We start from the raw sequence: 26,308 nt of genomic DNA, 5'->3' as shown, positions 1-26,308 counted from the left end.
GGCCGTTACGCTTTACTGCCGCGGCACAGCATGAACAGCTTGTTGCCCGAAGAAAAAAGGTCATTGCCGAAAAAGAGAAGATACAACGCATGGCAGAGCAGTTTTTTGCGCATGCTGTATCTGCCGACCATCATCCCGTAACCGGCCTTGTTTCTGACCCGTGCGTACCACGGGTAGCTGAAGGGGAATCCCCATTCTTCCAGGTGGAGCACCTCAAGCCCTGCGCGGCGTGCAAGCCCCCGCAGAGAGTCTTTGGTATAATGCCGCAGATGCCCGACAGCCCGCGATGACTCATCCAGCTCTCCACCGGGCACGGTGATGATAATATGCTCGGCCCATGTGCCCAGGTTGTGCAGCGCACGGGCATCATCTTCAATATGCTCAAGCACTTCTGAACACACGCCCACAGAGACACGCCCGGCAAACGGTGGCTCCGGGTCTGTCAGGTCTTTAAGCACGATCTCTGCCTGAGGCAGACGCTGCCGGCAGCGTCTGACGGATTCTGAGGCAAAGTCGCACCCGAAAAGCCGTGCAGCAGGGTATTTGGCGTGCACCATGGACAACAGACTGCCCTCGCCGGAACCGAAGTCGGCGAACGTGTCGGGAGCGGGACATCTGGCAAGAAGCTGCATTATCTTGCGACGGGTATGCCGCCCGATAGGCGAGTACTGCTTCACATCGAGCCATTCCTCGGCCCAGTATGTGGAATAACGGTCTGAATCAAATTCGTTCGACATAATAACCCTTCGGTTTGCTAAGAAGGTGCAGATCCGCGGCTGTGCAGGGCATTACCCCCCCAGAAAAGGCCCGCCAAAAGCTGCATGGCAAGAGTGCAGCCAAAGATGCACAGGCATGTGGCCACTATCTGTTCATTTGATATGGTGCCGCCCCATATGGCCACGGCCAGAAATTCCGTCAGCCCCCGCCCTTGTATGGTTACCGGCACCATAGCCGCAAACATGAGTACCGGCACTCCTGTAAGCAGCTTGTCCGGCGGCAGAACGATATTCATGGCCTGCGCCGCAAGTCCGTATATCAGCACTGTGACGGCAAGAAAAATAATATAGATAAGCGACGTAAGCACAAGTCGTACAGGATCGCTCAAAAGAGCGCGGGTACTGTGCACCACGGCATCCAGCACAGGAAAGCGGGCACAGAAACGCAGTACGCCGGGCAGCATCAGCAGCTTACCGGCAACGTACCGGCAGCAAAGCACAACTGCCAGCGCTGCCGCCGCAAGCCACCATGCGTTAAACGAAAAAACAGCTTCGGCGAGTATAAACAGGGCGGCATAACACAAAAGTGCCAGCCCCTGCAGCCGGAAGGCCAGAAAAGGCACTACCAGACGCGAACTTTCAAGCCCCATGCGCCGGAGATAGACAAAGCGTGCAATATCTCCGCCCAGCTTTCCCGGCACGTAAATATCGTGAAAGGTCGATCGCCAGAAGTGATACAGATAAGGAAAAAAAGTGACCCGGCAGCGGACAGACCCGTCGCCGGGATTTTCTTTGGGCAGAAGCAGAAACAGTCTGCATCCCTGCAGCAGATAGCAGATGTTGATCAGCACAAAAACGGCCAGCATCAGTGCCGGATCAATGGTTTTAAACAATGCAGCCAGCGGCTGCCAGTCAGTACCGGCAAAAACCCAGGCCAGCAACCCGGCTGTCACGGCAATCTGAAGCAGCACCAGCCATTTTTTGCGATCACTCATACCGCTTCCGGACAGATGTTTGACCATATACTCTCTGAATGCGCAGCCGGAGGCTGCGGTACGCATGCGCCATCATAAAACATACGGAGCAGCACACGCGCAGTGGCCTTCTTTAGAGGATAAAAGACGTGAAAGCAACCAGCCCTCTGACCGCAGACGGCATACCGATACAGATTTTAAGTTTTGATTGACAACCCGCAAATCTCCACTTACATACCAAAGTTAAAAAACACTACAAAAAACAACAACTTGCAGCACCATGAGCAACATAACCATTATTATTCCTTCATATAACGATGCTTCCGGCTTACGCCAGTCCCTGCCGCCGCTTATCAACAAAGCCAAAGAAAACGCATGGGAAATCATCGTTGTCAACGACTGCTCGACTGACGATACTGTGGCTGCCCTGCAGGAATTCGACTCCGCGGTCACCGTCATCACCAACGAGGTGAACATGGGATACGGCGCGTCCATCAAGCGTGGTATTCTGGCGGCAAAGACCGAGTGGGTTGCCTCCATGGATGCTGACGGACAGCACCGCATTGCAGATCTGGAAGCCATGGCGGCCAGGCTGGAAGACGACGACGTGGACGCGCTTATCGGCAAGCGGGACAAAAGTTCTCATGTGCCTTTTGTCAGAATGCCCGGCAAATGGGTACTGGCGCACGCTGCAAACTTCATCACAGGCAGAAAAATTCCGGATATCAACTGCGGCCTGCGCATACTCCGCCGCAGATTCATGCTCAGCCTGCTGTCGCTCACATCCGACGGTTTTTCGTTTTCCACAAGCACTCTTGTCTGTCTGCTGCAGTTGGGCTGCCGTGTGCAGTTCGTTTCTGTAACAGTTGATGAGCGCATCGGAAAAAGCACCGTGAAGCAGGTCAGAGACGGTTTTTACACGCTCATGCTCATCCTGCGGCTGATCACTCTTTTCAAACCGTTGCGTGTATTTCTGCCGCTCAGTCTTATACTGTTCGCTGCCACGTTCATCAACCAGATGTACGTTTTTGCCACACAAGGGCTGGATATAACCACCGCCACAGTGGTGGGCGGTCTGGGCGGTCTGTTCATTTTCTGCATGGCCCTGCTCGCGGATCAGATTTCAGGGCTGCGCAGAGACCTGCTGCTGCGTGACATAAAAATGGAGCAGCTTTCCTGCAAATAGCGCTGTAAACACAAACCGCCAGTCTGTCTTGATACGCAAAAAAGCCCCCGCGCCACATCTGTCGTGTGCTGCGGGGGCTTTACGTTACGCTTTTCTGCCGCGCGTGGCCGGTCAGCGCTCGTCCCAGAACACGGAAACCACCCGGCTGTCGGGAGCACGCCCGCAACAGGCCCCTGCTATGAATGCCGCCAGCGCCGCCAGTGTGGTGGGAACAATGGCATGAATACCGCCCATGTCCGGTTTGAGCAGCGTAAGACTGATAAAAACGGACACACCGGTTACAATGGAAGCCACGGCTCCGGCGGCGTTGGCTTTTTTCCAGTACAGCCCCAGCACAATGGGCCACAGGAAAACGGCCTCCAGCCCGCCGAATGCGAACAGGTTGATCCAGACCAGCAGGTCGGGCGGTTCCACGGCCGCCAGAAAAACCAGCACACCGATGACACCGGTGCTGGCAAGACTCATCTTTTTCATCGTGACCGGTTTCAGCCTTGAAGCATCGCCCTGCAGCCGGTAGTGCACATACAGATCCTTGACGATGGCGGCGGAAGCCAGCAGCAGCATGGAATCCACCGTGGACATGATGGCGGCCAGCGGTCCGGCAATAAACACCCCTGCCCAGAAAGGCGGCAGCAGGTCGACAATAAGCGTGGGAATGGCAAGGTCACCCGCAGGCAGGTCCGGCCGCACGGCGCGTCCCAGCGTGCCTGCCAGATGGGCGCACAGAATCATGAAGCCGATGAGCAGCGTCCCGATGACCATGGCGTTGTGCATGGCGCGCGCGTCCTTGTATCCCATGCAACGCTGCGCCGTCTGCGGCAGGCCGATAACACCAAGGCCGACAAGAACCCAGAAAGAAAGAATAAACGGTTTGGGCACCGCATTATCAGGCCCCGAAGGGGTAATCAGACCGGGATCGATAGCCTTGAGCGTGGCCACGCACTGTGCCATGCCTCCGCCTGCGTCCACCACGGCCAGCAGCACCACAACCACGGCAATCACCATTACTATGCCCTGCACGGCATCAGTAACCACCACGGCACGAAAGCCACCCACCGAAGTGTACAGCACCACCGTTATGCCGAACAGCGCCAGCCCGACCACATACGGATACCCCGTAACAGCCTGAAACAGCCGCGCCCCGCCGATGAACTGAGCCAGCATGGCTGCCATGAAAAAAACAAGCAGCGCCAGCGAACACAGATTGACCACTGTATTGCTGGCATATCGTGCCCGCAGATAATCCGTCAGTGTCACGGAACCGGTTCTGCGCGCCACAATGGCAAAGCGCTTGCCCAGCACACCCAGTGTCAGAAAGGTTGTGGGCACCTGAATCATGGCCAGCAGCACCCAGCTGAGCCCCAGCCGGTAGGCAACTCCCGGCCCGCCCACAAAGCTGCTGGCGCTGGTGTAGCTGGCGATGATGGTCATGGCCAGCACAAAGCCGCCCATGGTGCGTCCGCCGATATAATATTCCTCAAGAACACCCTGTGATGTGGCCTGCGAATCAGCCTTGCGCCGCGCCCACAACGCCACCGCGAACGAAAAGGCAAGGTACAGCACAACAGGAATGGCAGTCATCAGCGGAGCGCTCATTGCTGTCCACCGTCCTTGTCTGCAACAGCACCCGCCCCGCCGCCGGCACCATACGCCGTGTCCCCGGCAGTTCCGGCAGCCTGTGCGGTGCTGTCCTGACCGTCATCCAGCGGCACCTCGCGAAAAAACAACCTCACAATACCCCACAGCAACAGCGTGATAAGCGGGTACCCCACAATGCAACTGTAAAAAAACCATTCCGGCAGTCCCATCACATAACCGTACTGCTCCGGGTCGCTGTCACCCAGCCCGTAGGCACAGACATACCACCAGATAAAATACAAAGCATACGCCCCCAGAGCAAAACCGGCCTCTTTGTTGGCCTGTGTGAACCGGCGGTCCTTGCGCGTTTTCATAACAACTCTCTTGTGCGTCTGGAAAAACAAAAAACCATGGTTGCAAACCGGCAGTACCCGCAGACCGCGCCGCCGGACAGCACCACCCCGGCGGTGCGCCTGCGTCTGTATGCGGCACCGGCAGCAGTGTCAACCTTGCCCCGTGTACCCGGCAGCGGCTTGCTGCCGCCGACAGCAGCGCACCGGCCGGTCACACGGCTGTCACATTGGCAGCACGCCTGCACGCGCCGTCATGTCCCGCAGGCCGTCACAAGCGCATAGTACACCGTTTTAACTGCTCAAAAAAAGCCCCTTAGACCTGTATCCGATTTGTCTGCACGTTCTGCCGCGGTCAAGAGTCTGGCATATACGTGTAACAGACCCTCCACAATGGCCGCCTAGTATTCCCGCAACGGAAAATGACAAACGCCCCAGCAGGGGACTGAAAAAGGGAATGCGCCATGCACAACACAACCAGACCTGCCGCCCGGCTGCCGGTACCGGCCATCAGAGCACACCAGCTGAACAAAATATACCCCAACGGCACCCGGGCCGTCTCCGATGTGTCGCTGACGGTGCACACCAACGAATTCGTCTCGGTCATCGGCTCTTCCGGTGCCGGAAAGTCCTCGCTGCTGCGCTGCATAAACAGACTCATACGCCCCACCAGCGGCACGCTGGAACTCTTCGGCGAAGACATAACCAAAATCTCGGGCCGTCACATACGTCAGGTTCGCGGCAAGGTGGGCATGATCTTCCAGCAATTCAATCTGGTGCGCCGCCTTTCGGTGCTGGAAAACGTGCTGGTCAGCCGGCTGCGTTTCAACAGCTCGTTCATCGGCCACTGCTGCACGCTGGTACGCCACTTCAGCCGTAACGAAAAAGAATTCGCCTTTGAATGTCTGCAGCAGGTGGGCATTGAGCATCTTGCGTTTCAGCGCGCCGACACACTTTCCGGCGGGCAGCAGCAGCGCGTGGCCATAGCGCGGGCGCTGGCGCAGGAACCTGAAATCTTTCTGGCTGACGAACCCATAGCCAGTCTGGACCCGCACAGTGCGGAGGTGGTTATGGACACGCTGATGCAGATTCATGAAACACGGCACATACCCGTGCTGGTCAACCTGCACCACATCGACTTTGCCACACGGTACGGCAAACGCATCGTGGGCATGCGCAAAGGAAAAATCATACACGATGTCCCGCCATCCTGCCTTACCGACGACCTGATTACCGATATCTACGGCGCGCGCATCAACGAAGCCTTCGGAGAACTGGCCGCCTGTGCGTAGCCGTTGCCCGGCACCAGATTACTTACGCCCCCTTTAACCGCTATGGAGAGAAAAAACATGTTCCGACGTTGTATCGTAGGCATTGTGACTGCAGTCATGCTGGTTTCCATGGTCATTCCCGCCATGGCCGCCTCCACCCCCGAAAACTGGCCCGCAAAAATCCGCGTGGGCTTCATACCCACCGAGGGCAACGCCGACATAAAAAAAAGGTTTGCCCCTCTTACCGAGCACCTCCGCAACATTCTGGGCATCGAGGTGGAAGCCTTCAGCGCTTCCGACTATGCGGGCATCATCACCGCCATGGCCCACCAGCACATCGATTTCGCGTACTTCGGACCCAAAAGCTATGTGGAAGCATCGGAAAAGGCAGGCGCACAGGCGCTGGTGATGGAACTGAACAAGGAAAAGCAGCCCGGATACACCGGCATCATCATCGTGCGCAAAGATTCCGACATGATGCAGCTTGACGACATCAAGGGACGCGTTTTCGCCTTCACCGATCCCAATTCCACGTCGGGATACCTTGTGCCCAACGTGCTTTTTGCCCGCGACCTGAAAGTGAAACCCGAAGACTACTTCAAGCAGGTCAAGTTTTCCGGATCACACGGTGCGTCCATTCTGGCAGTGAAAAACAAGGCCATCGAAGCTGCGGCCACCAACAACATCGACCTCGACCGCATGATTGAAAAAGGACAGGTGGCCGCCGACGACTTCCGCATTCTGTGGCGGTCCGAGCTGATTCCCGGTGCCCCCATGGCCGCCAGACGCGACCTGCCCCAGAGCCTGAAAGCAGCGTTCACCGGCGCCATGCTCATGTTCAACGCCGACAAAGCCGGACTCGAAAAACTGCAGAACGGCGGATACCAGTACACCGACGACAGCACCTACGACATCATCCGCTACCTGAAGCGCCTGAAAAACGAACTGGCAGCCAAATAGCACCAGTCCATCCACCGGAAAAGAGCATGTCAGAACTGACCCTCGAACAGCTCACCCCGAGAAAGACCCTCACCCAGAGGGTCCTTCTCGGACTCATGAGCCTCACTGTAGCAGCAGTCCTTGCCGTAACGTACGTGTGGTGCGGCATCGACCCCGTCAAACTGTACGAAAAACGCAACAACGCCGTGGAATACCTGTTCGGGCACAGCATTTCAGATGCCGACAGAACGGCTGCCATGGAACAGGCACGCAGGCTGCCCGCCATCATCATCCATCAGGAAGCCATGGACGAAGTGCGCAAAGAAATGGCTGCCAAAGGCTCCGCGGACTTTACGGAAATGACCGGACGCGGCAACGAACTGGCCGAAAAAAGGCTGGCCGCGATGGACCCTGCGGCATTCGACGCCATAGTGCAGGAAGAATACGAACGGGTGCTGGATGAAAAGCGCGGCGGTTTCTTTCCTCCGGAAATGCGTACCGGCCCCCTGATGCAGTACAGCCGCGCCCTGATTGAAACCATTGCCATAGCCATATGGGGCACGCTGCTGGCTTTTGTGGCAGCCATTCCCGCATCCATGCTGGCGGCACGCAACACGCTGTGTCTTATTCTGCCGGGCAGCTCGCCCGCCCGCAAAAAGCTGCGCCGCAGCATCCAGTTTGCCATGCGGCGGCTGCTCGACTTCTGCCGCGGATTCAATGAATTCGTCATGGCCCTCATTTTCGTGGCAGTCATCGGTCTGGGGCCTTATGCCGGGGTGCTGGCCCTTGCCATCCACTCGTTCGGCATTCTCAGCAAGGTGTTCAGCGAAGGTATCGAAGCCATCGAACCCGGTCAGGTGGAAGCCGTGGAAGCCAGCGGCGCCAGCTCGGTACAGACCATTGTCTTTTCCGTGCTGCCGCAGATGATGCCGCTCATTGTCAGCTACAGCCTGCTGCGCTTTGAAACCAACGTGCGCAGCGCCACCATTCTGGGATTTGTGGGTGCCGGCGGCATAGGCTTTCTGATTTTCGACAAGCTGAACGGCTACCTGTACCGCGAAGTAAGCACCATGATGATTCTGGTCATCCTCATGGTCACCGTCATCGATTACATGTGCGGCATCATCCGCAGCAGGTTTGTATAACCATGCGCAGTTCAGCCGCCTGTACCGCCGCAGACGCTTTCCGCGGCATCGATGACAAACTGGATGCGGTCGGCCGCCCAGACGCACACCCCGTATTCCACGGGAGTACCGGCGCCGTCGGCATTGACCGATTCCACCACCAGCACCGGAGTCTGCCGCGCCAGCCCCAGCGCCCGGACCTCTGCGGCATCGGGCATTCTGGACGTGATGCGGGTGGAGGTGCGTACATAATCAGCCACCCCCAGCGCCCGGAATGCAGCAGTGACGGAATGCAGCTGTCCGTAGACAGCGGCAAAACCCGCAAACCGCCCGTACGGAAAATAGTGCGTGGTGCAGCACAGGGGGCGGCCGTCGGCATTACCCACGGTGCGCAGCCGCAGCAGCATCGTGGCGGGCAGCACCTGCAGCGCTTCCGCCGCCCTGCGCCCGGCCTGCACTTTGTCGCTGCCCAGCAGCCGCTCACTGGGAATACGGCTCTGCCGCAGCAGGTTTTCGCTGAAGCGGACCCGCCGCGCAAGCGCGTAATCAAGCTTGTCCCTGCGGGCGAACGCGCCGCGTCCCTGTTCCACAACGATAAGCTCCTTACGGGCAAGTTCAGCCAGCGCCTGCCTCACGGTATGACGGTTTACGCCGAAACGCTGTGCCAGCTGCCGCTCCGTGGGCAGTTTTTCACCTGCAGCCACATATCCGCTGCGCAGGTCATGCTCCAGCACAGCCTGAATCTGGCGCCACAGCGCCACTCCGTTTCCCCGTTCCAGTTCCCGATGCGCAACAGGTACCGTGTCATGCGTCATTGCTTGCCTCTCCTTTTTGCTGTGTTCCATGCGGAACAGGCAGCATAGACGGACGGCAGAATGAAAGCATGCCGGCAGTGTTACAGAAACACATAAAGTTATCTAGACAACCATAAGCATACATCCGGAAACAGACATGGATCAGATACCTACAGAAACACGGCAGCACTGGATGTCCGTACTGGCACGGGCCCCGCTGGCCGAGCTGGAAGCAGCCTGGAACAGCCTGCCCCGCCGACCAGAATATGCGCTGCTGCGGCAGCCCGAAACCGGACTGGCCATGGTGCAGGCACGCACCAACGGCAGCGGCGCTCCGTTCAATATGGGTGAAATGACCCTGACCCGCTGTGCGGTGGATGTGAACGGCTTTGCCGGACACGCCTATGTGGCGGGCCGCAGCAGCCGCCACGCCGAGCTGGCCGCGGTCTTTGACGGGTTGCTGCAAGACCCTGAACACACCGGCACGCTCACACGCACGGTCATACTGCCTCTGCAGCAGCGCATAGCCGCAACCCGCCGCACGCAGGCGGCGCAGGCCGCGGCCACCAGAGTGGAATTTTTCACCATGGTACGCGGGGAGGACCAGCCATGACCAAGCAGCAGATGCTTCCCGGCTTTGCCGACCCGGTACACCACAGTCAGCAGTGGTACCGTGCCCTGCTCAACGCCATGTCGCGTCCGGGCACCGTGTGCGCACCTTGCGGCGAGGCAATGCCGCAGCAGGTGCCCGCGCCATGCAGCCCCGCCGCGGCAGGAGTGGCTCTGACCCTGCTGGACCACGAAACCCCCGTCTGGCTGCAGCAGCCGGAAAGTCCGCTGGCGCACTGGCTGCAGTTCCACTGCGGCTGTCCGCTGACACACCGTCCGGAAGATGCCGCATTCGCCGTCATCACAGACAGTAACACCGTGCCGGACTGGTCCCGTTTTGCCACAGGCACGCCGGAATACCCCGACAGGTCAGCCACGCTCATCATTCAGGTGCAGTCCGCAGCAGCAGCCGGACCGGTAACGCTGCAGGGGCCCGGCATACAGAAAGAGGCACACATTTCCGTAAGCGGACTGGCCGATGCCTTCTGGACAATGCATCAGGCCAACGCCGCGCTGTTTCCGCAGGGAACAGACACCATCCTTGCCGCGCCCGAAGGAGTGCTCTGCCTTCCGCGCACGGTACGCATACGGAGGCAGACAACATGTATGTAGCAGTGAAAGGCGGCGAAAAAGCCATTGCCAGCGCACACCTGTATCTGGCCGCAGAACGCCGCGGCGATCCCGCAGTGCCGGAAATCAGCGTGGCCCAGATACGCGAACAGATGCGGCTGGCAGTGGACCGCGTCATGACCGAAGGTTCGCTGTATGATCCGGAACTGGCAGCACTGGCCCTTAAACAGGCCCGCGGCGATGCCATCGAGGCCATTTTTCTGCTGCGGGCCTACCGCACCACCCTGCCGCGGCTCTGCACCAGTCTGCCGCTGGAAACAACAGCCATGCAGCTCAGACGGCGGATTTCCGCAGCGTTCAAAGACATGCCCGGCGGACAGCTGCTGGGCCCCACCTTTGACTACACACACCGGCTGCTCGACTTTTCACTGGCAGACGGACAGGCAAACCGGCACGCCGCACCGCCTGCCCCGCTGCAGGCGGAACCGCTGCAGGAACCCCATGCGGAAACACCGCGCATACTCGACTTTCTGCATGGCGACGGGCTGGTGGAAGCAGCCGGAAATCCTGACGCGCACCATGTGGGCGACATAACACGCGAACCTCTGGAACTGCCTGCTGAACGCGATATCCGTCTGCAGAACCTCACCCGTGCCGACGAAGGTTTTTTACTCGCCATGGGCTACTCCACCCAGCGCGGCTTCAAAAGCTCCGGGGGCCATCCTTTTGCCGGCGAAATACGCATGGGCAGCGTTGCCGTGCATGTGGTGCCCGAAGAACTGGGTTTCGCCGTCAACATAGGCGACATCACCGTTACCGAAAGCGAAATCGTCTCGCTGTATGACGGCAGCGAAGACACGCCGCCGGCCTTTACCAGAGGATACGGCATCACCTTCGGCAGCGGCGAACGCAAAGCCATTTCCATGGCGCTGGTGGACCGCGCCCTGCGCTGCCGCGAACTGCATGAAGATATCACCGCGCCCGCACAGGATGAAGAATTTGTGCTGATGCACAGCGACAATGTTGAAGCCACAGGTTTTGTGGAGCACCTCAAGCTGCCGCATCATGTGGACTTTCAGAGCGAGCTGGAAATACTGCGCCGCCTGCGCACCAACTGGGCGCAGAGCAAAGCCCGCAGAGAAGCGCGCGAACAGGCGGCACAGCAGGCGGCACAGCAGGCGGACCAGCAGGACAGCGCCAGCGCCGCCCTGCTGGAAGGAGCAGCATAATGACACAGTGCAACACCACAGCAGCAGGCGGCCCACGGCTTGCGGCGCAGGGGTATAATTTCGCCTTTCTGGACGAACAGACCAAGCGCATGGTGCGCCGCGCCACACTGAAAGCCGTGGCGATTCCCGGTTATCAGGTGCCTTTCGCCAGCCGCGAAATGCCCATGCCGTACGGCTGGGGCACGGGCGGCATCCAGATAACCGCGTCGGTCATCGGGCGTGACGACACCCTCAAGGTTATCGATCAGGGCGCGGACGACACCACCAACGCGGTCTCCATCCGCAGCTTTTTCCGGCGCACAACGGGAGTTGCCACCACGGAGGACACCGCCGGAGCAACACTCATCCAGACCCGTCACCGTATTCCCGAACAGCCGCTCAGCGACGGGCAGATACTGATTTTTCAGGTACCCATTCCCGAACCGCTGCGCTGGATGGAACCGCGGGAAACCGAAACGCGCAAAATGCATGCACATCAGGAGTACGGGGTGATGCATGTGAAGCTGTACGAAGATATTGCCCGTCACGGTCATATTGCCACCAGCTTCGACTACCCCGTGCTGGTGGCAGGCAGATACATCGCCAGTCCCTCGCCCAACCCCAAGTTTGACAACCCCAAAATGGACAACAGCCCGGCGCTGCAGCTGTTCGGGGCAGGCCGCGAACAGCGCATCTACGCCATCCCGCCGTACACCGCGGTACGCAGCCTCGACTTCGAGGATCATCCGTTCAGCGTGCAGCAATGGGATGACGTATGCGGGCTGTGCGGGGCATCCGACAGCTACCTTGATGAAATAATTCTCGATAACCAGGGAAACAGGATGTTTGTCTGTTCCGACAGCAACTACTGCGCCGGACGCAGAGCGCAGGGGCACACCGGCGCCATGGCCGCGCCCTCTGCGCACCGTGAACCGGTGCCTGCATCCGGCCGGAAGGAGGAAGCCGACAATGGATAATCTGCTCAGCGTTTCCGGCCGTTTTCCGGCCGCACGGAATATACCCGCACCCGGCATGCCCGCAGCGCATTGCGAAGAAAATCCGCTTCTCAGCGTCAAAGGGCTGAGCAGATATTACGGAGACCGCGCAGGCTGCCTTGATGTCTCCTTTGATCTCTACCCCGGCGAAATCATCGGCATTGTAGGCGAATCCGGCTCCGGCAAATCCACGCTGCTCAACTGCATTTCCGGCCGTCAGGCACCCACCTGCGGCTCGGTGCACTATCGCGGCAAGGACGGCACCCTGTGCAATGTGCACGCCGCGCCGGAGCATATCCGCCGCATGCTCATGCGCACGGAGTGGGGATATGTGCACCAGAACCCCCGCGACGGCCTGCGGGGCAATGTGAGCGCGGGTGCCAACATCGGCGAACGGCTCATGGGCGTGGGCATGCGTCACTACGGCAACATCCGCCAGCGGTCGGCCACGTGGCTGGACCGTGTGGAAATTGCCCGCAACCGCATGGACGACCTGCCGCGCACCTTTTCCGGCGGCATGCAGCAGCGGCTGCAGATAGCACGCAATCTGGTATCTGCCCCGCGGCTTGTTTTTATGGATGAGCCCACCGGCGGGCTGGATGTTTCGGTACAGGCGCGCCTGCTGGACCTGCTGCGCGGGCTGGTGGCCGACATGGGACTGGCCGTGGTTATTGTGACGCATGATCTGGCAGTGGCCCGCATTCTGGCACACCGGCTCATGGTCATGTGTCAGGGGCAGGTGGTGGAGGCAGGTCTGACCGATCAGGTGCTGGACGACCCGCACCACCACTACACCCAGCTGCTGGTTTCTTCCATCCTGCAGGTCTGACCCGCAACCCTTTTCACATCATTCACAGGAACTGATTCATGACTGTAATGCTGGACGTGCAGAACGTGTGCAAAACATTCACCCTGCATAATCAGGGAGGAACACACATCGCTGTCTTCAACAATCTTTCACTTCAGGTGCGGGCCGGAGAATGCGTAGCGCTTTCCGGCCGGTCCGGCGCGGGCAAATCCACCCTGCTGCGCTCGCTGTATGCAAACTACAAACCCACAGCCGGCTCCATCAGCGTGCTGCACCGCGGCACCATGGTGGATATTGTCCCGGCCCCGCCGCGCAAGGTGCTGGAAATCCGCAAATACACCATAGGCTATGTCAGCCAGTTTCTGCGCGTCATTCCGCGCGTTACCGCACTGGATATAGTGGCGGCCGCCCGCAAAGAAGTGACGGGCCATACGGCAGAAGCCCGGAAACAGGCAGCCGAACTGCTGGAGCGCATGAATATTCCGCGCAGACTGTGGGACATTGCACCCGCCACGTTTTCCGGCGGCGAACAGCAGCGCGTGAACATCGCACGGGGATTTGCCGTGCCCTACCCCGTGCTGCTGCTGGACGAGCCCACGGCATCGCTGGACGGCGCCAACAAGCAGATAGTGACAGAGCTGATACATGAGGCAAAAGCACGCGGAACCGCCGTTGTAGGCATCTTTCATGATGACGACGTGCGCGGTGCCGTGGCCGACCGTGTTTTTGACATGCAGACCATGGAGATGGCGGCATGACCGGAGAAGTCATATTCACCAACGCCAATGTGGTCACCCCGCAGGGAACCATATACGGCACCGTTGTCACCCGGGACGAAACCATTGCCGCCGTGGAAGAGGGCACCGTCCGCACCGGAGGGGTATGCAGCTGCGGCGGCAGCATGGTACGCGACGTTGAAGGCGACTATATCATCCCCGGGCTTATTGAGATGCACACCGACCATCTGGAAACCCAGTTTCAGCCCCGTCCGGGCGTGCTGTGGCCTTCGGCGCTTGCCGCACTGGTGGCGCACGACACACAGGTTGTCGGTTCCGGCATAACCACGGTGCTCGACTCCATATGCTGCGGCCAGCTGAATGAAGGCAAAATGCGGCACACCCTGCTGTCCATGTCGGTGGCGGCCATACGGGACGCCCGCAGCAAAAATATTCTGCGGGCCGATCATCAGATGCATCTGCGTTGCGAAATATGCGACCCCTATGTCATGGAAATGTTTGAACCGTATGCGGATGAGGCTATCCTGCGGCTTGTCTCGCTGATGGACCACACTCCCGGACAGCGGCAGTTCTGCGACTACGCCAAGTACCGCGAATACTACAAACAGGAAGACTGGACTGACGAGCAGTTTTCCGGACTGGTGGAAAAACTGAAAGGCGAGCAGGAACGCAACGCCGCCGTCAACCGCTCCGTGATTCTGGCCATGTGCCACAGACGGGGCATACCCGTGGCCAGCCACGACGATACCACCGAAGAACATGTGGCCGAGGCCGTGCGCGAAGGCATAACCATATCGGAATTTCCCACCACGGCCGCAGCCGCGGCCAAAGCTCGCAAGCTGGGGCTGGGTATTGTCATGGGCGCTCCCAATGTGGTGCGCGGCGGATCACATTCCGGTAACATATCCGCACGCGAACTGGCGGCGCAGGGCCTGCTGGACATCCTTTCTTCCGACTATGTTCCCGCAAGCCTGCTGCACGGCGCCTTCATGCTGCATCAGCAGGTCGGCATACCGCTGCATGAGGCGCTGGCCACGGTGACGGCCAACCCCGCTCGTCTGCTCAGCCTGCACGACAGAGGCGAGATAGCAACCGGCAAACGCGCGGATATTGTCCGGGTGAAGCTGGTGGACGATGTGCCCGTGGTGCGCACGGTATGGCGGGGCGGCAACCGCCTGCTGTAGACGGCAGGCCGCAACCGCCCGACTGAATTGCACAGGGATAAACGCCGGAGACACACCATGACCGCACGTTATGCCATCTATTACCTGCCGCCGCGCCGCTCGCGACTGGAAGCTCTGGGCACGGACTGGCTGGGCAGAACACCCGACGACCCGCACAGAAAACCGCCCCGCCCGCCGCTCGGGTTTTCCGTTCCGGAGCACGCCTCTCTGACCGGTGCACCCAAAAAATACGGCTTTCACGCCACGCTCAAGGCTCCTTTCGAACTGGCGCCGGAAGTCACCGAAAAAGACCTGCTGCGCGAGACAGCAACCATATGCCGCGAACACAGCCCCTTCGCCCTTTCCGGCCTTGCCGTAAGCTATTTCGGCAATTTTCTGGCACTTACTCCCACGGCAGTTTCGCCCGCACTGCACAAACTGGCCGCCGACTGTGTACGCAGGCTTGACCACCTGCGGGCGCCTCTTTCGCGCCACGACCTTGAACGCCATATGCGCAAAGGACTTTCCGGACGGCAGGAGCGTCTGCTGCGCCGGTTCGGCTATCCGTTTGTGCTTGAGGAATACCGCTTTCACATGACGCTGACCGATGCCGTGGAAACGCGCCTGCGGCCGGAATACAAAAACAGGCTTGAAGCATTGCTGCATGCGTATCTGGCAGATGCCGTGCCCGTACACGAAGTCACGGTATGCTTTCAGCCTGACCGCAGCTCGCCGTTTACCGAACGCGCCCGCGTGGCACTGGGCAGCACACAGGAGAATGCGCAGTGACCGGCCCGCTGTTTTATGTCATGGGGCCTTCCGGCGCGGGCAAGGATACCGTGCTGGATGCCGTGCGCAGCCGCGCGGAATGCGCCGGAGTTCTCTTTGCACGGCGGTACATCACACGGCCTGCATCAGCCGGCGGTGAACGCCACATGCCGCTTCATCCCCAAGAATTCGACGACATGCGTCATGCAGGTCAGTTTGCCCTGCACTGGCAAAGCCACGGTCTGCACTACGGCATAGGCATAGAAATCGACGGATGGCTGGCACAGGGACACGCCGTGGTCGTCAACGGTTCGCGAGGCTATCTGAAAAGCGCACTGCTGCGGTACCCCGCCATGCATCCCGTGCTTGTGACGGCACCCGAAAGTCTGATTGCAGAACGCCTTGCACAGCGGGGGCGCGAGACTGAAGCGCAGATTCGCAGACGCCTGCAGCACAACTGCCTGCTGGCGGACTGCGGCACCGGCAAAGATTGCGCCGTCATTGTCAATGACTCCACAGTGCAGGCGGCAGCGGAGCGCTTTTTCTCATTATTGCGCCCTTATCTTCGCTGAAACACACAGCGCGCCCGTGTTACGGGCGCGCTGTGATATCCGGCCATGTCAGACGGCCATATCAGACCGCCATGCGGCAGATGGTAATCCCCCCCATTTCTAGGGGGCCTGACCAAGGTGGCGTAGCCTCTACTTTTCAGGCTCCCTAGAAATGGGGGGAGTACGGCCATGCGGCAGATTCATACAGGTCTGTAATATACTGCGCCGCCACGCTGATCCGGCAATCAAACCGAAGCGTGGCGGCCCGTAAGACCGGCAGAATCACTGCATCTTCCAGCCGGAAAACAGTCGCACAGACTGTCTAGTATGCGGTAAAAGAATCTTTGAGGCGGAAGCAGATGGGACACTTCTCGAAGTCTTCCCCTTTGTGGATGTATCCGCACACAGGGCACAGGTGAAACCTGTCGTCGTCCGGGGCGTCAAGATCGTTGTACGCACCAAGATAGAGTTCCGCATGTACGGCTTCTGCAAGCTTTGCCCGCGTAAACACGGCAACGGCCTTGTTATTGCCCTCTTCCTGCGCCTTTTTTATAAATGCCGGATACATGTCAGAGGTTTCATATATCTCGCCGTTGGCGCCGGAGATAAGATTAAGATCGCAGGAGTAGGAGGCGGGAGCCTGCACAGCGGGCTTTTCATAATCCGGATCCATTTGTGCTACCAGAGTGTATTCCAGATCAATATGGATCAGCTCCGCCGCCGCAGTGGCTTCAAAAAGACGGGCTGCCTGTTCATAGCCCTGTTCTCTGGCTGCTTTGGCAAACGTCATGTACTTCGTGTATGCAGCGGTTTCCCCTGCAATGGCTGCCTTCAGATTTTCAAGCGTGCTGCCCACGGGCGTTTTGCTGTCTGCAACCACATTAAAATTTGTGGCATTCTTCACACCGGGAATCTGAGCTCGTACCTTCATGTGAATTTTCTCCTGTCGTTACAGTTTGTTCACAATACAAACATAGTACACACAGGCAGCAACCATATCTTTTGCCGTAAATTTACGTCAACGTTTCTTCAATAAAATTTGCAGAAAAACGTACCCGCCACGGTACCCTGTAGTCGGCACACGACAGCCATCGTACATGTGCAGCCGCGGGGCGGCATAAACAACTGCGGCCGGCATACGCTGTTTTCAGCATCACACGGTCATATGCACGCCGCTGCCTTCCGACAAGCATCGAGACAGATCAGCCACCACCGCAGCTGTACGCTGCACGGCTTTCACCGGCATTCAACTGTCAGGCTCTTCCGGAAGCCTGTCAAAAACAGCTACATTTTCCAGTGCCGTGTCCCAATTTGCCTTGTTCGCATAAAAAATATGACCATCGGGCCGTATGGGAACATCACAGTCCAGACTGCCCGCAGGCACCACCAGCAGCGTTCCGCCCATCTGAATATTCGGTAACGCAGACCCGCAACGGCTGCAGAAGCTTTTGATGTGTCCGTCCAGATCAAATGTCCGCACATGTTCTTCCCCTTCCAGCCATCGCAATTCAGCCGTAGAAGAAAATAAATTGGCAGCATGCGCGGAGCCTGAGTCTTTCCTGCATCGCTCACAGTGACACAGGTAAAATTTTTCAAACTCCCCTTCGACCTCAAACGCCACGGTTCCGCACAGACATGTTCCCGTGTATGTCACCGGCAGCCCTCCTTCGGATACAACCCTTCATATCAAAATGTCATATTGAAGTAAAAAAAACATGCTTTTCCGGCAAAATACCAGACCGGAGACGCTGAAATCAACGCGATGAGGAGATACAGATACCTGAAAACCAACCCTGAACAACCGCTCTGAAACTTGTCCTTAAGAATACTCTCAACGTACTTTTGAAATTAAGTGCGCTTATCGAACTGCCTTTTTGGAAATAATTTTCCGGAGCAGCCCCCGATCAGACCGGACACCTCGGCCAACCCAAGAGGTAGAGCCAGAGGCATGCCCAGACTGAGTGCTAGTTCAAGTTCCACTGTCGAGGTCGTGAACGTGGTCCGACGTCGCCGGTGGACCATTGCCAAGCAGTTCCCGGTCGTTGAGGAATCCTTCCTGCCCGGTATGAGCGTCTCTTTTGCAACCCGCAAATACGACATCGCTCCGAATCAGATTTTCCGCTGGAGAAAGCTCATGAGCGGCGGCGGAAAGGCGGCCATTCAGGCCGGTGACCACGTGGTGAGTGCTGCTGAGGCAAAAGCCCTGAAAAAGCGTATCCGGGACCTGAAACGGCTTCTTGGCTGGAAGACAATGAAAGCGGAAATCCTTAAGGAAGCCATCCATGGCCCGCGAGAAAAACTAATCCCGCGTCCACCGTTGCCTTTCGAGGACGGTTCCCTATGAAGCGGATTGCCGAATCCCCGGAAGTCTCGCGTTGGCGTTTGGCAGAACGCCTTGGTGGCACTCCTCCGGTTCGAACTCCCCGATATAGAAAGGAGCAGGACGAAGAACTGCTTCATCATATCCGCGCCATTCCGGATGAACGCCAGGCCTGTGGTTACCGGCGGTTCAGCCGCAGCTCAATACGCTTCCGAGGTCCGAAGGTGTCCATCGGTGAACCACAAGCTTGTTTACCGGATCATGTATTTTTACGAATTCGGATCAAAGGCATCGCGGGCGGCTTCTCCGATGAATACCAACAGCATCAGCAAGCCACCAAGCACTGCGAACGCAGATAGTCCGATCCATGGGGCCTGAATATTGGTTTTACCTTGCGAAAGAAGCTCTCCCAGCGCGGGAGAGTCCGGAGGCATACCGAATCCCAGAAAGTCGAGAGAGGTAAGCGTTGTTATGGACCCGTTCAGGATAAATGGCAGGAAGGATATTGTGGCTACCAGTGCGTTAGGCAAAATATGGCGGAACATTATCCGGGAGTTTGAAACCCCCAGTGCGCGGGCAGACCGTACATAATCATGTTTCCGACCTTTCAGAAACTCGGCGCGGACGACGTCCACAAGCCCCATCCAGCTGAAAAGCAACATGATTCCCAGCAGCATCCAGAAGGTAGGTTCTACAAAACTTGCCAGAATAATAAGCAGGTAGGTTACCGGCATTCCGCCCCATATTTCCATAAAACGCTGCCCGGCCATATCAAGCCACCCGCCGTGGTAGCCCAAGACTGCTCCGAAGCAAATGCCGGCGATAGAACTGAAAGAGGCGAGCAGAAGGCCGAAAACGACTGAAAGCCTGAACCCGTAGAGGAGCCTGGCCAATACATCGCGTCCGCTGTCATCGGTGCCCAGCCAGTGCGAGCCAGAAGGCGGTGCGGGAAACGGAACTTCGGCGCAGCGTGATACAGTGCTGTACGAATATTTTACCGGAGGCCATATCATCCAGCCGTTCCCCTGCAGACGGTGTTGCAGTGCCGGGTCATGATAGTCGGGTGTAGTTTCAAATTCTCCGCCAAATGTTGTTTCCGGGTACTCGCTGACTACGGGAAAATACAGTTGTCCTTTGTACATAAGTAACAGGGGGCGGTCGTTGGCAATAACTTCCGCACTCAGGCTGATAGCGAAAAAAACCAAAAAAAGAAGCAAAGAAAAGTACCCGCGGCGGTTAGAACAAAAGACTTTCCAGCGGCGGGCGTTCACGCCTTGCAATATAGACATGGTATTCTCTTATTTTTGTAATGAGCGGAAATCGATTCGCGGGTCGACCAGAACATACGTCAGGTCACTGAGAATTTTGACTACCAGACCAAGAAGGGTCGACAGGTAAAGTGTTGCAAACATCAGCGGATAGTCTCGCTGCATAGTTGCTTCAAACCCCATAAGCCCCAACCCGTCCAGAGAGAAAATCACCTCGACAAGCAGCGAGCCGGTAAAGAACAATCCCAGAAAAGCACCGGGAAAACCGGCAATGAAAATGAGCATGGCATTACGAAAAACATGCCCGTACAGTACCCGTCGCTCTGTAAGACCTTTGGCGCGAGCCGTTGCCACATACTGCTTTCTGATTTCATCGAGAAAGCAGTTGCGTGTCAGCTGAGTCATGCCTGCGAAGCCGCCGATGACCAGAGAAAAAACAGGAAGAGCCATATGCCACAGGTAGTCTGCCATTTTTCCGATGGCAGACATGGATTCAAAATCCGGTGAGGTCAGGCCGCTGAGAGGAAATACGCTCCAGTAGCTGCCTCCGGCAAAAAGAATGACCAGCAGAATGGCAAACAGGAATGTGGGAACTGCGCCGGCTGCCACAACAACAAATCCGGCCCATGCGTCAAATGAAAAACCGGCTTTTACAGCCCTGCGGATACCGAGAGGGATAGAAACAACATACGAAATCAAAGTGGTCCACAACCCGAGAGAAACAGAAACCGGCATTTTTTCCCTCACCAGTTCCAGTATGGTTTTGTCCTGATAAAAGCTTTCCCCGAAGCGGAATACGGAAAAATCGCGCAGCATGGCCCAGTACCGCTCCAAAAGCGGTTTATCAAAACCGTAATATCTGCGTATACGCTCAACCAGCTCGGGGTCGGCATGGGCCCCGGGTCTGTATCCTCCCATGTTGTCCAGAGAGCTTTGCACGACTTTTATTTCATCCTGAGAAGACCCGCCCGCACGTTCCAAAACAGATCGCTCCTCTCCCTGAATACGTGCAATCATTTGTTCCACAGGCCCCCCCGGGCATAACTGAATAACAAAAAAATTCACTGTCAGGATAGCGAACAACGTCGGAATAACCAGAGCCAGCCTTTTAAAAATATATGTACTCATTGCGCTGCCCCCTGCGCGGCTTCCTGCTTTTCATCCCACCAGGCATTTATATCTGCAAACGAATACCTGCCTGCATCAGGTCGTTTAAGCCCTTTCCGGTAAGCCACCCGATGCACGTTCGAAGCTCCGAGAGGGACAACGTACTCCCCCCACAACAGAACTCTGTCCAGCGCTCTGCATGCGGCCTGCATATATTCCCGGTCCTTCGCCCCGATGATGGTCTGTATCAGCGCATCGACAACCGGGTCATCAACCCCCGCCACATTGCGGCTGCCTTCCATGTTTTTTGTAGAGGAGTGCCAGTAAAATATAAGTTCGCGTCCGGGATATGTTCCGTGACCGAATGCAGTTGAAATCATATCGAAATCAAAGGTTGTTGATTTGCGCACAAAGGTAGGGGTATCGGCCGTAAAGATATTCAGCTCAATGCCCAGACGTCGAAGATTGGCGGCAAAAGGAAGCGCCAGACGGCGTACCGATGCAGAATCTGTAAGAAGCTGAAACCGCAGAGGACGCCCCGTGGCTGTATTAACGCGGATACCGTTTTGTATGCGGTACCCCGCATCATCAAGCAGGGCTGCTGCTTTTAGCAAGTTTGTCCGGTTGAAACCGTCAGCATCGGAAACAGGGAAAACATGCGGGGTATCAAAAACTTCCCGAGGCAGCCTGTGGCGGAAGGGTTCAAGCAAATCCAGCTCGCGCCCCCGAGGAAGGCCGGTACAGGCCAGATCTGTGTTGGTAAAATAACTGGTAGTGCGGATATACTCATTCCAGAAGAATTGCCGGTTGATCCACTCAAAATCCATCGCCAGCATGATGGCCCTGCGTACACGGACATCTGAAAACATAGGTCTTCGTGTATTAAAGAAAAAACCCTGAATTCCTAGAGCGTTGTCATGTGGCAACCGCTCGCATATTATTTCTCCCCGATCAAATGCAGGGCCTTTGTATAATGTATGCCAGTTCTTGGCCGAGTGTTCTTCGCGTATGTCATAATGGCCCGCTCTGAATGCTTCCAGTGCAACGGTGGCATCGCGGTAGTACTCGTACCTAATCGTGTCAAAATTGTATCGTCCCTTGCATACAGGTAGATTCTCCGCCCAGTAACCATCAACTCTTTTGTAAATTACTTCGCGCCCCTGCCTGTATGAATCCATTCTATAAGGCCCGCTGCCCACAACTTTTTCCAGAGCTGTTCTGCTTAGATCACGATGCTGCCAGAACGCTTTTGGGTATATGGGCAGACTGCCGATATACAGAGGAATCTCACGGCTGGCACCGGGGGCAAATTCGTAGCGCACTGTCAATCTGTTCACAGCCTGAGCCATCGTGATATCCGAAAAAAAGCGCTGCAGAATATTTCCCATGTTATTCATGGTCGCATTGTATGAAAAAACAACATCTTCTGCCGTTATGTGGCTGCCGTCCTGAAAACGGGCCGCCGGATTGATATCAAACTCAATCCATGAACGGTCTTCCGGATACCGGATACGTTCTGCCACCAGGCAATACTGGGTATCAGGCTCGTCATGTGCTGCTGTTGTCAGACTGTCATACAGCAAGCTGAAACCTGCAGGCAGCTTGCCTTTGGGGGTGAAAGGATTCGTGCTGTCAAATGTGCCCGTGGCATACAACCGCAGAGTCCCTCCTTTAGGGGCATCGGGGTTCACATAATGAAAATGGCTGAAGCCCTGAGGCATTGCCGGATCGCCAGCTATGGTCAGCGCGTGGGTTTCGATTACGTTTTCTGTCCGGGCAAAAGCCCCGGGCACGGGCAGTATCCATAGGCAGACAAGCAACGCGCAGACAGTCCGCACTGCGGCATCAGGCATCAGTGCAGACATGTTCGCTGATTCCATAAAAACTCCAGAGGGTCCGGCTCCGCAGGGCGGAGCCGGACATGTGGCAAACGGTCTGACGGTCCCTAAAAGCTATAGGAGACTGCCATCTTTATATTTTGGCCAACTTCGTAGGCGCCGTCCGAGTTTGTGTAACGGCTGTCAAAGAGGTTATCGACGCCAAAATCAAGGCGGAAGCCCTCAAGATTTCCACCTCGGGGAGTCCATGCAAACCCTACCCCGTGAACTGCGTAAGGGTTTCTGGTCATTTCCTTGTTTTCAAATACGTTATAGTATTTGTGCGTGCTTACAAAACGTGACTTCCAAAAAAGGTCCAGATCATATGAGGCTAGCAGGTAACCTACCCGCAGGCTGAGCTTTTCCGGACTGCCGCCTACCCGTTCACGGGTTTCTTTATCGTGCCCGATGGTTTTTCCGTAAGAGGCTGCAAGAGACAATGCACCTATGCCGTATTCAAGCTCCAGTTCATAGCCGAACCTTTCTGCTTTACTCACGTTGACGCTCTGGTAGTGCAGCTCGTCAAACGGCGCTGACGAAAAGTCTTTTACCATCTGCGCTTCAATCAGATTTTTTATGTCTTCGCGAAAGTAAACTGCCTTGAACCTTAACGGGTCGGCATCAGCGAATACACTGTCAAAACCGAACGATGCCCCGAATTCCCATGTCTGAGCTGACTCCGGCTTCAGGTCGGGGTTGGGCAGCACGCGGATAGTGCCCCATGGCATGGTGTTGTCCATGGCAAAGTAGATTTCATCCATCGAGGGGGGGCGATATGATTCGGCATATGTGCCGAACACATTTAGCCATGGTGCAATTTTAACGACTGCAGTGAGCTTCGGGGTTACACGTTCTTCGCTCTGATCTTCAGCAATGTCGGAATCTGAAGATCGGGAATACGATGTGTAGCGCATGGCCGGAATCAGGGTAAGCCGGTCAAACAATACCATTTCGTTCTGAATGAACAGCCCGAGATCGTCTGCGCTTGCCTTGGGACGCGAAGGGTCGGCAAGGCCGAAATCCGTGCCCTGCTGGTTTTCACGGTAGTAATCCACACCGTATGTCAGAGCATTGCTGGTCATTCCGAAAAGTTCAAAACGCGAAGTGTTTTGAAGACTTCCGCCGACGGAACGGTATTCGTCTTTAAGCTCGCGGGGAGCATCGTTCATGTACTCGTTATCGCGCCAGGCTGTTTGTGTAGTCAGCTTAAGATCGAGCCACGGGCTATCTGGCAGTGCGATTTCGTAGTTGCCGACAAGTTTGTGTTCCTGTTCGGTAAATGTGCTGTGTGCCCGTGTAGAGTCAAAGCGCCCGTCGTTGTATGAATACGCCAGCGAAAGATACTGGCTGTCATCCGGAAAGGCGGACAGTTTGAGCAGGCTGCTGCGGGAGTAGCCTGTCTTGTAACTGGTGTCTTTGCTTGGCGAAGGATTGGTTGTCTGCGTATCGCCGAAATCGCGGTACACTCCGTGGGCAAGTACATCAAAAATACCATGCCGGCCGTATAAAGAGAGCGAATTCATGCTTTGATGCGTGGCGGACATGTACCCAGTTTTGACCTTTCCGCCGAATGAACTGCCTGGTTCAAGCAGGTCGGACGCATCTTTAGTACGCATGGAAATCACGCCGCCTATGCCACCGCTGCCATGTAATGCCGATGACGGACCACGAAGCACTTCTACCTGTTTCAGCATGTCCGGGTCGGTTACTGCGGGAGCATGCCCTATACCGGATTGCGAAGTATAGTTCTGGCGTGCCCCGTCAATTTTGAAAATCGTCTGATCGGGCTCGAGTCCGCGCAGCGATGGTTTCTGAATGAACGGATTGGTAGGATCTGAAAATTCAAGGTTCGGCACACCTTCAAGGATGTCACGCAATGAGGTTGCCTGCTGGCGCTCAATGGCCTCCTTGTCCATCGTCACTACCGATGCCGGAGCTTCAAAAGCGCTGTGCTCTGTACGGGTTGCACTGACGACAATTTTATCCAGCCTGATGACCGGCCCTGTGTTCTCGCGGGGAGTCTCCTTCCCCGCGGCGGGTGATGTGGCATTGTGGGTATTCTGCTGATTTTCCGTGTTGCGGGATGCAGCATGTGCAGGATGCATCAAGCCCGTGCCTGTAATAATAATCGCGACTGCAAGCCATAAGGCCCGGAATCGCCCCCCAAAGATAGTAGCCATCCTCTTTTGCTCCTGAAAAACTGATCAATAATATGATTGTTAACCGGACAGTGCCTGCTTCCACAAAGCTAGCGCTTGGGGATATTCCATGGGATTGGCACTGCAACAGTGTGGTAATGCATAAATTTCCAGTTTTTTTAAGGCGGGGATTGTTGCAGCAGTTTCCGGATGCTTTTGAACAAAAGAGCGTAGGGCGCGCTGGCCCACAAGAGGGTCACCTGTAAGCGCAATGACATCAGGGTTGGCTTCTTCAAGTCCTGTAAAGGAGCGCAGAAGCTGGATACCGTCCATGACGGTTTCTTCAGTGGAACTCAACATTGGTCCTGCGGCATTGATACAACCCAGCGGTCCCAGAACGGCGCTGTCGATGTAGCCGCCGGGGGTTTCGGCCAGAAGAAAAGAATCAGACCGTTGAGGATTGCTGATGCCCAGCAAAGTGACAACGCGCTTGCCCAGTTGCGGCAGGTTGGCAAGCGATTGTTCAAGGGACACTTTGTAGTCTGAGGCAACTTTTTCAGCCTTTTTCGGCATGTTGAAAATTCTTCCAGCGTCATGAATGGCCTGCTCCATTCCTCTGGTGAAATCCAGAACGGCAACCTTGAGTCCTTGAGCCTCCAGTTCAGGGGCAATGCTGGCCGGATTAGGAGAATCCTTGGTGTTTTCAATGACAACATACTCTATCTGCATCTTTTTATAGGCATGCAGCAGTATCTTGCGTTTGCTGCCCATGACGCAAAGCACGCATTCAAGCTGTCGTGCAAAGGGAAACTCCTTCTCAATCATGGGTATTTGTCCACCTATCATGGCGGTGGGATAACACCCGAGAGCGCGGGCAACATCTGCCACACGGTCACCTATAAAAATTACCGGCAATAGCTTCGGACCCTGTTTCATGGATGCTCCTTGCAACATAAGCGGCCTGAGGCAGCTCATATGCGATAATGTTTTTGATTATCATATTCAGCAAAGAGTGTTCCATGTCGCAATTTTTAAATTTATACTGATAAAACAAAATGTTATTCTTACTCATTTTTTTGTTCTATTTATGCAACATGAGACGTCTTCCTCCCGCTTTTTAGTACTTTTAATATAACGATCTGAATTTATAGTTTTTCGATCGAATGACTTGCGCAGCCTGTTTTGAGAGTTTTTATTCCCATACGGGCTGCCTTCCGGAAGTGAGGTTATTCTGGACTGTGGACGGTTGCTCAGGAA

General features: G+C 56.5%; 25 protein-coding genes and 1 pseudogene. 14 read left to right on the top strand and 12 right to left on the bottom strand.

Features of this window, described 5'->3' with window-relative positions:
• Positions 1-5: 5 nt before the first annotated feature.
• A complete protein-coding gene (locus H586_RS20230; protein ID WP_027182281.1) occupies positions 6-737 on the bottom strand; it encodes a class I SAM-dependent methyltransferase in 732 nt (243 codons plus the stop codon).
• Between the two features lie 17 nt (positions 738-754).
• Positions 755-1,711, bottom strand: coding sequence for a lysylphosphatidylglycerol synthase transmembrane domain-containing protein (locus H586_RS0113055; RefSeq protein WP_027182280.1), 957 nt, complete (start codon positions 1,709-1,711; stop codon positions 755-757).
• A gap of 259 nt (positions 1,712-1,970) precedes the next feature.
• On the opposite strand from H586_RS0113055, the gene H586_RS0113045 reads away from it, so the two are divergent.
• Entirely contained in the window at positions 1,971-2,876 is a 906-nt protein-coding gene (locus tag H586_RS0113045) for a glycosyltransferase family 2 protein (protein ID WP_027182279.1), read from the top strand.
• Between the two features lie 111 nt (positions 2,877-2,987).
• Here H586_RS0113045 and panF read toward each other — a convergent pair whose 3' ends face one another.
• Entirely contained in the window at positions 2,988-4,472 is a 1,485-nt protein-coding gene (gene panF / locus H586_RS0113040; RefSeq protein WP_011369048.1) for a sodium/pantothenate symporter, read from the bottom strand.
• Positions 4,469-4,828, bottom strand: coding sequence for a YhdT family protein (locus H586_RS19260; protein ID WP_011369049.1), 360 nt, complete (start codon positions 4,826-4,828; stop codon positions 4,469-4,471). Before H586_RS19260 ends, panF begins: the two co-directional genes overlap by 4 nt.
• 440 nt (positions 4,829-5,268) lie before the next feature.
• Between H586_RS19260 and phnC the strand changes: the two genes are divergently transcribed.
• From phnC to phnE, 3 genes are read left to right on the top strand one after another with little or no spacing between them, the layout of a single operon-like run.
• Positions 5,269-6,096, top strand: coding sequence for a phosphonate ABC transporter ATP-binding protein (phnC, locus tag H586_RS0113025; RefSeq protein ID WP_011369050.1), 828 nt, complete (start codon positions 5,269-5,271; stop codon positions 6,094-6,096).
• Between the two features lie 57 nt (positions 6,097-6,153).
• Positions 6,154-7,035 carry a phosphonate ABC transporter substrate-binding protein gene (gene phnD, locus H586_RS0113020; RefSeq protein ID WP_027182277.1) on the top strand — a complete coding sequence of 294 codons (882 nt, stop codon included), beginning with the start codon at positions 6,154-6,156 and terminating at the stop codon, positions 7,033-7,035.
• A 26-nt stretch (positions 7,036-7,061) separates the two neighbouring features.
• Positions 7,062-8,159, top strand: coding sequence for a phosphonate ABC transporter, permease protein PhnE (gene phnE, locus H586_RS0113015; RefSeq protein ID WP_011369052.1), 1,098 nt, complete (start codon positions 7,062-7,064; stop codon positions 8,157-8,159).
• Between the two features lie 11 nt (positions 8,160-8,170).
• Here the strand turns inward: phnE and phnF are convergent, their stop codons facing one another.
• A complete protein-coding gene (gene phnF / locus H586_RS0113010; protein WP_027182276.1) occupies positions 8,171-8,953 on the bottom strand; it encodes a phosphonate metabolism transcriptional regulator PhnF in 783 nt (260 codons plus the stop codon).
• A gap of 136 nt (positions 8,954-9,089) precedes the next feature.
• On the opposite strand from phnF, the gene phnG reads away from it, so the two are divergent.
• The 9 genes from phnG to phnN are packed head-to-tail and all read left to right on the top strand — an operon-like array spanning position 9,090 to position 16,362.
• Entirely contained in the window at positions 9,090-9,545 is a 456-nt protein-coding gene (gene phnG, locus H586_RS0113005; protein WP_011369054.1) for a phosphonate C-P lyase system protein PhnG, read from the top strand.
• Positions 9,542-10,153: a phosphonate C-P lyase system protein PhnH gene (phnH, locus tag H586_RS0113000; protein WP_011369055.1), complete on the top strand. Its 612-nt coding sequence runs from the start codon at positions 9,542-9,544 to the stop codon at positions 10,151-10,153. Before phnG ends, phnH begins: the two co-directional genes overlap by 4 nt.
• Positions 10,144-11,340 carry a carbon-phosphorus lyase complex subunit gene (locus tag H586_RS0112995; protein WP_027182275.1) on the top strand — a complete coding sequence of 399 codons (1,197 nt, stop codon included), beginning with the start codon at positions 10,144-10,146 and terminating at the stop codon, positions 11,338-11,340. Before phnH ends, H586_RS0112995 begins: the two co-directional genes overlap by 10 nt.
• A complete protein-coding gene (locus H586_RS0112990) occupies positions 11,340-12,296 on the top strand; it encodes an alpha-D-ribose 1-methylphosphonate 5-phosphate C-P-lyase PhnJ (protein WP_027182274.1) in 957 nt (318 codons plus the stop codon). The genes H586_RS0112995 and H586_RS0112990 overlap by 1 nt, the downstream gene beginning before the upstream one ends.
• Positions 12,289-13,143 carry a phosphonate C-P lyase system protein PhnK gene (gene phnK / locus H586_RS0112985; protein ID WP_420835301.1) on the top strand — a complete coding sequence of 285 codons (855 nt, stop codon included), beginning with the start codon at positions 12,289-12,291 and terminating at the stop codon, positions 13,141-13,143. The genes H586_RS0112990 and phnK overlap by 8 nt, the downstream gene beginning before the upstream one ends.
• A gap of 38 nt (positions 13,144-13,181) precedes the next feature.
• Positions 13,182-13,880, top strand: a complete 699-nt coding sequence (gene phnL, locus H586_RS0112980) for a phosphonate C-P lyase system protein PhnL (protein ID WP_011369059.1) — start codon at positions 13,182-13,184, stop codon at positions 13,878-13,880.
• Complete coding sequence (locus tag H586_RS0112975; RefSeq protein WP_027182272.1) at positions 13,877-15,043, top strand: alpha-D-ribose 1-methylphosphonate 5-triphosphate diphosphatase; 1,167 nt, start codon at positions 13,877-13,879, stop codon at positions 15,041-15,043. The genes phnL and H586_RS0112975 overlap by 4 nt, the downstream gene beginning before the upstream one ends.
• Positions 15,044-15,100: 57 nt before the next feature.
• Positions 15,101-15,811, top strand: a complete 711-nt coding sequence (locus tag H586_RS19255; protein WP_011369061.1) for a DUF1045 domain-containing protein — start codon at positions 15,101-15,103, stop codon at positions 15,809-15,811.
• On the top strand, positions 15,808-16,362 hold the full coding sequence (gene phnN / locus H586_RS0112965; protein WP_027182271.1) for a phosphonate metabolism protein/1,5-bisphosphokinase (PRPP-forming) PhnN: 555 nt from the start codon (positions 15,808-15,810) through the stop codon (positions 16,360-16,362). Before H586_RS19255 ends, phnN begins: the two co-directional genes overlap by 4 nt.
• 301 nt (positions 16,363-16,663) lie before the next feature.
• Here the strand turns inward: phnN and ngr are convergent, their stop codons facing one another.
• Entirely contained in the window at positions 16,664-17,272 is a 609-nt protein-coding gene (gene ngr / locus H586_RS0112960; RefSeq protein WP_011369063.1) for a nigerythrin, read from the bottom strand.
• 315 nt (positions 17,273-17,587) lie between these two features.
• Complete coding sequence (locus H586_RS0112950) at positions 17,588-17,995, bottom strand: GFA family protein (RefSeq protein WP_027182270.1); 408 nt, start codon at positions 17,993-17,995, stop codon at positions 17,588-17,590.
• A gap of 294 nt (positions 17,996-18,289) precedes the next feature.
• Here H586_RS0112950 and H586_RS0112945 point away from each other — a divergent pair.
• Positions 18,290-18,925: pseudogene (locus H586_RS0112945) on the top strand (transposase); the annotation flags it as partial.
• 5 nt (positions 18,926-18,930) lie between these two features.
• On the opposite strand, the gene H586_RS0112940 reads toward H586_RS0112945, so the two are convergent.
• The 5 genes from H586_RS0112940 to H586_RS0112920 all read right to left on the bottom strand — a co-directional run bounded on the left by H586_RS0112940 (position 18,931) and on the right by H586_RS0112920 (position 25,987).
• The gene (locus tag H586_RS0112940; RefSeq protein ID WP_027182268.1) at positions 18,931-19,950 is read right to left on the bottom strand and encodes an ABC transporter permease; all 1,020 of its coding nucleotides are present in this window, start codon (positions 19,948-19,950) and stop codon (positions 18,931-18,933) included.
• 9 nt (positions 19,951-19,959) lie between these two features.
• The gene (locus H586_RS0112935) at positions 19,960-21,057 is read right to left on the bottom strand and encodes a microcin C ABC transporter permease YejB (RefSeq protein ID WP_027182267.1); all 1,098 of its coding nucleotides are present in this window, start codon (positions 21,055-21,057) and stop codon (positions 19,960-19,962) included.
• Positions 21,054-22,916, bottom strand: coding sequence for an extracellular solute-binding protein (locus H586_RS0112930; protein WP_051364019.1), 1,863 nt, complete (start codon positions 22,914-22,916; stop codon positions 21,054-21,056). The genes H586_RS0112935 and H586_RS0112930 overlap by 4 nt, the downstream gene beginning before the upstream one ends.
• Before the next feature lie 65 nt (positions 22,917-22,981).
• On the bottom strand, positions 22,982-25,018 hold the full coding sequence (locus H586_RS0112925) for a TonB-dependent hemoglobin/transferrin/lactoferrin family receptor (protein WP_027182265.1): 2,037 nt from the start codon (positions 25,016-25,018) through the stop codon (positions 22,982-22,984).
• Positions 25,019-25,132: 114 nt separating this feature from the next.
• Positions 25,133-25,987 carry a substrate-binding domain-containing protein gene (locus H586_RS0112920; protein WP_027182264.1) on the bottom strand — a complete coding sequence of 285 codons (855 nt, stop codon included), beginning with the start codon at positions 25,985-25,987 and terminating at the stop codon, positions 25,133-25,135.
• Between the last annotated feature and the right edge of the window lie 321 nt (positions 25,988-26,308).

It is taken from the genome of Oleidesulfovibrio alaskensis DSM 16109 (assembly GCF_000482745.1).
In the GTDB taxonomy this organism is placed as follows: Bacteria; Desulfobacterota; Desulfovibrionia; order Desulfovibrionales; family Desulfovibrionaceae; genus Oleidesulfovibrio; species Oleidesulfovibrio alaskensis.
Note: the sequence above shows the minus strand (reverse complement) of the source record. Positions and strands in the feature narration are given on the sequence as shown.

What these genes read in the sequence shown, in the direction of transcription:
- ngr (WP_011369063.1), bottom strand. Translation starts at nt 17,272, where the DNA reads ATGAAGGTACGAGCTCAGATTCCCGGTGTGAAGAATGCCACAAATTTT.
- H586_RS19255 (WP_011369061.1), top strand. Translation starts at nt 15,101, where the DNA reads ATGACCGCACGTTATGCCATCTATTACCTGCCGCCGCGCCGCTCGCGA.
- H586_RS0112930 (WP_051364019.1), bottom strand. Translation starts at nt 22,916, where the DNA reads ATGGAATCAGCGAACATGTCTGCACTGATGCCTGATGCCGCAGTGCGG.
- H586_RS0112925 (WP_027182265.1), bottom strand. Translation starts at nt 25,018, where the DNA reads ATGCATCCTGCACATGCTGCATCCCGCAACACGGAAAATCAGCAGAAT.
- H586_RS0112940 (WP_027182268.1), bottom strand. Translation starts at nt 19,950, where the DNA reads ATGTCTATATTGCAAGGCGTGAACGCCCGCCGCTGGAAAGTCTTTTGT.
- H586_RS0112995 (WP_027182275.1), top strand. Translation starts at nt 10,144, where the DNA reads ATGTATGTAGCAGTGAAAGGCGGCGAAAAAGCCATTGCCAGCGCACAC.
- H586_RS0112920 (WP_027182264.1), bottom strand. Translation starts at nt 25,987, where the DNA reads ATGAAACAGGGTCCGAAGCTATTGCCGGTAATTTTTATAGGTGACCGT.
- H586_RS20230 (WP_027182281.1), bottom strand. Translation starts at nt 737, where the DNA reads ATGTCGAACGAATTTGATTCAGACCGTTATTCCACATACTGGGCCGAG.
- H586_RS0112975 (WP_027182272.1), top strand. Translation starts at nt 13,877, where the DNA reads ATGACCGGAGAAGTCATATTCACCAACGCCAATGTGGTCACCCCGCAG.
- phnC (WP_011369050.1), top strand. Translation starts at nt 5,269, where the DNA reads ATGCACAACACAACCAGACCTGCCGCCCGGCTGCCGGTACCGGCCATC.
- H586_RS0113055 (WP_027182280.1), bottom strand. Translation starts at nt 1,711, where the DNA reads ATGAGTGATCGCAAAAAATGGCTGGTGCTGCTTCAGATTGCCGTGACA.
- H586_RS19260 (WP_011369049.1), bottom strand. Translation starts at nt 4,828, where the DNA reads ATGAAAACGCGCAAGGACCGCCGGTTCACACAGGCCAACAAAGAGGCC.
- H586_RS0112935 (WP_027182267.1), bottom strand. Translation starts at nt 21,057, where the DNA reads ATGAGTACATATATTTTTAAAAGGCTGGCTCTGGTTATTCCGACGTTG.
- H586_RS0112990 (WP_027182274.1), top strand. Translation starts at nt 11,340, where the DNA reads ATGACACAGTGCAACACCACAGCAGCAGGCGGCCCACGGCTTGCGGCG.
- phnF (WP_027182276.1), bottom strand. Translation starts at nt 8,953, where the DNA reads ATGACGCATGACACGGTACCTGTTGCGCATCGGGAACTGGAACGGGGA.
- H586_RS0113045 (WP_027182279.1), top strand. Translation starts at nt 1,971, where the DNA reads ATGAGCAACATAACCATTATTATTCCTTCATATAACGATGCTTCCGGC.
- phnL (WP_011369059.1), top strand. Translation starts at nt 13,182, where the DNA reads ATGACTGTAATGCTGGACGTGCAGAACGTGTGCAAAACATTCACCCTG.
- phnE (WP_011369052.1), top strand. Translation starts at nt 7,062, where the DNA reads ATGTCAGAACTGACCCTCGAACAGCTCACCCCGAGAAAGACCCTCACC.
- panF (WP_011369048.1), bottom strand. Translation starts at nt 4,472, where the DNA reads ATGAGCGCTCCGCTGATGACTGCCATTCCTGTTGTGCTGTACCTTGCC.
- phnH (WP_011369055.1), top strand. Translation starts at nt 9,542, where the DNA reads ATGACCAAGCAGCAGATGCTTCCCGGCTTTGCCGACCCGGTACACCAC.
- phnD (WP_027182277.1), top strand. Translation starts at nt 6,154, where the DNA reads ATGTTCCGACGTTGTATCGTAGGCATTGTGACTGCAGTCATGCTGGTT.
- phnG (WP_011369054.1), top strand. Translation starts at nt 9,090, where the DNA reads ATGGATCAGATACCTACAGAAACACGGCAGCACTGGATGTCCGTACTG.
- phnK (WP_420835301.1), top strand. Translation starts at nt 12,289, where the DNA reads ATGGATAATCTGCTCAGCGTTTCCGGCCGTTTTCCGGCCGCACGGAAT.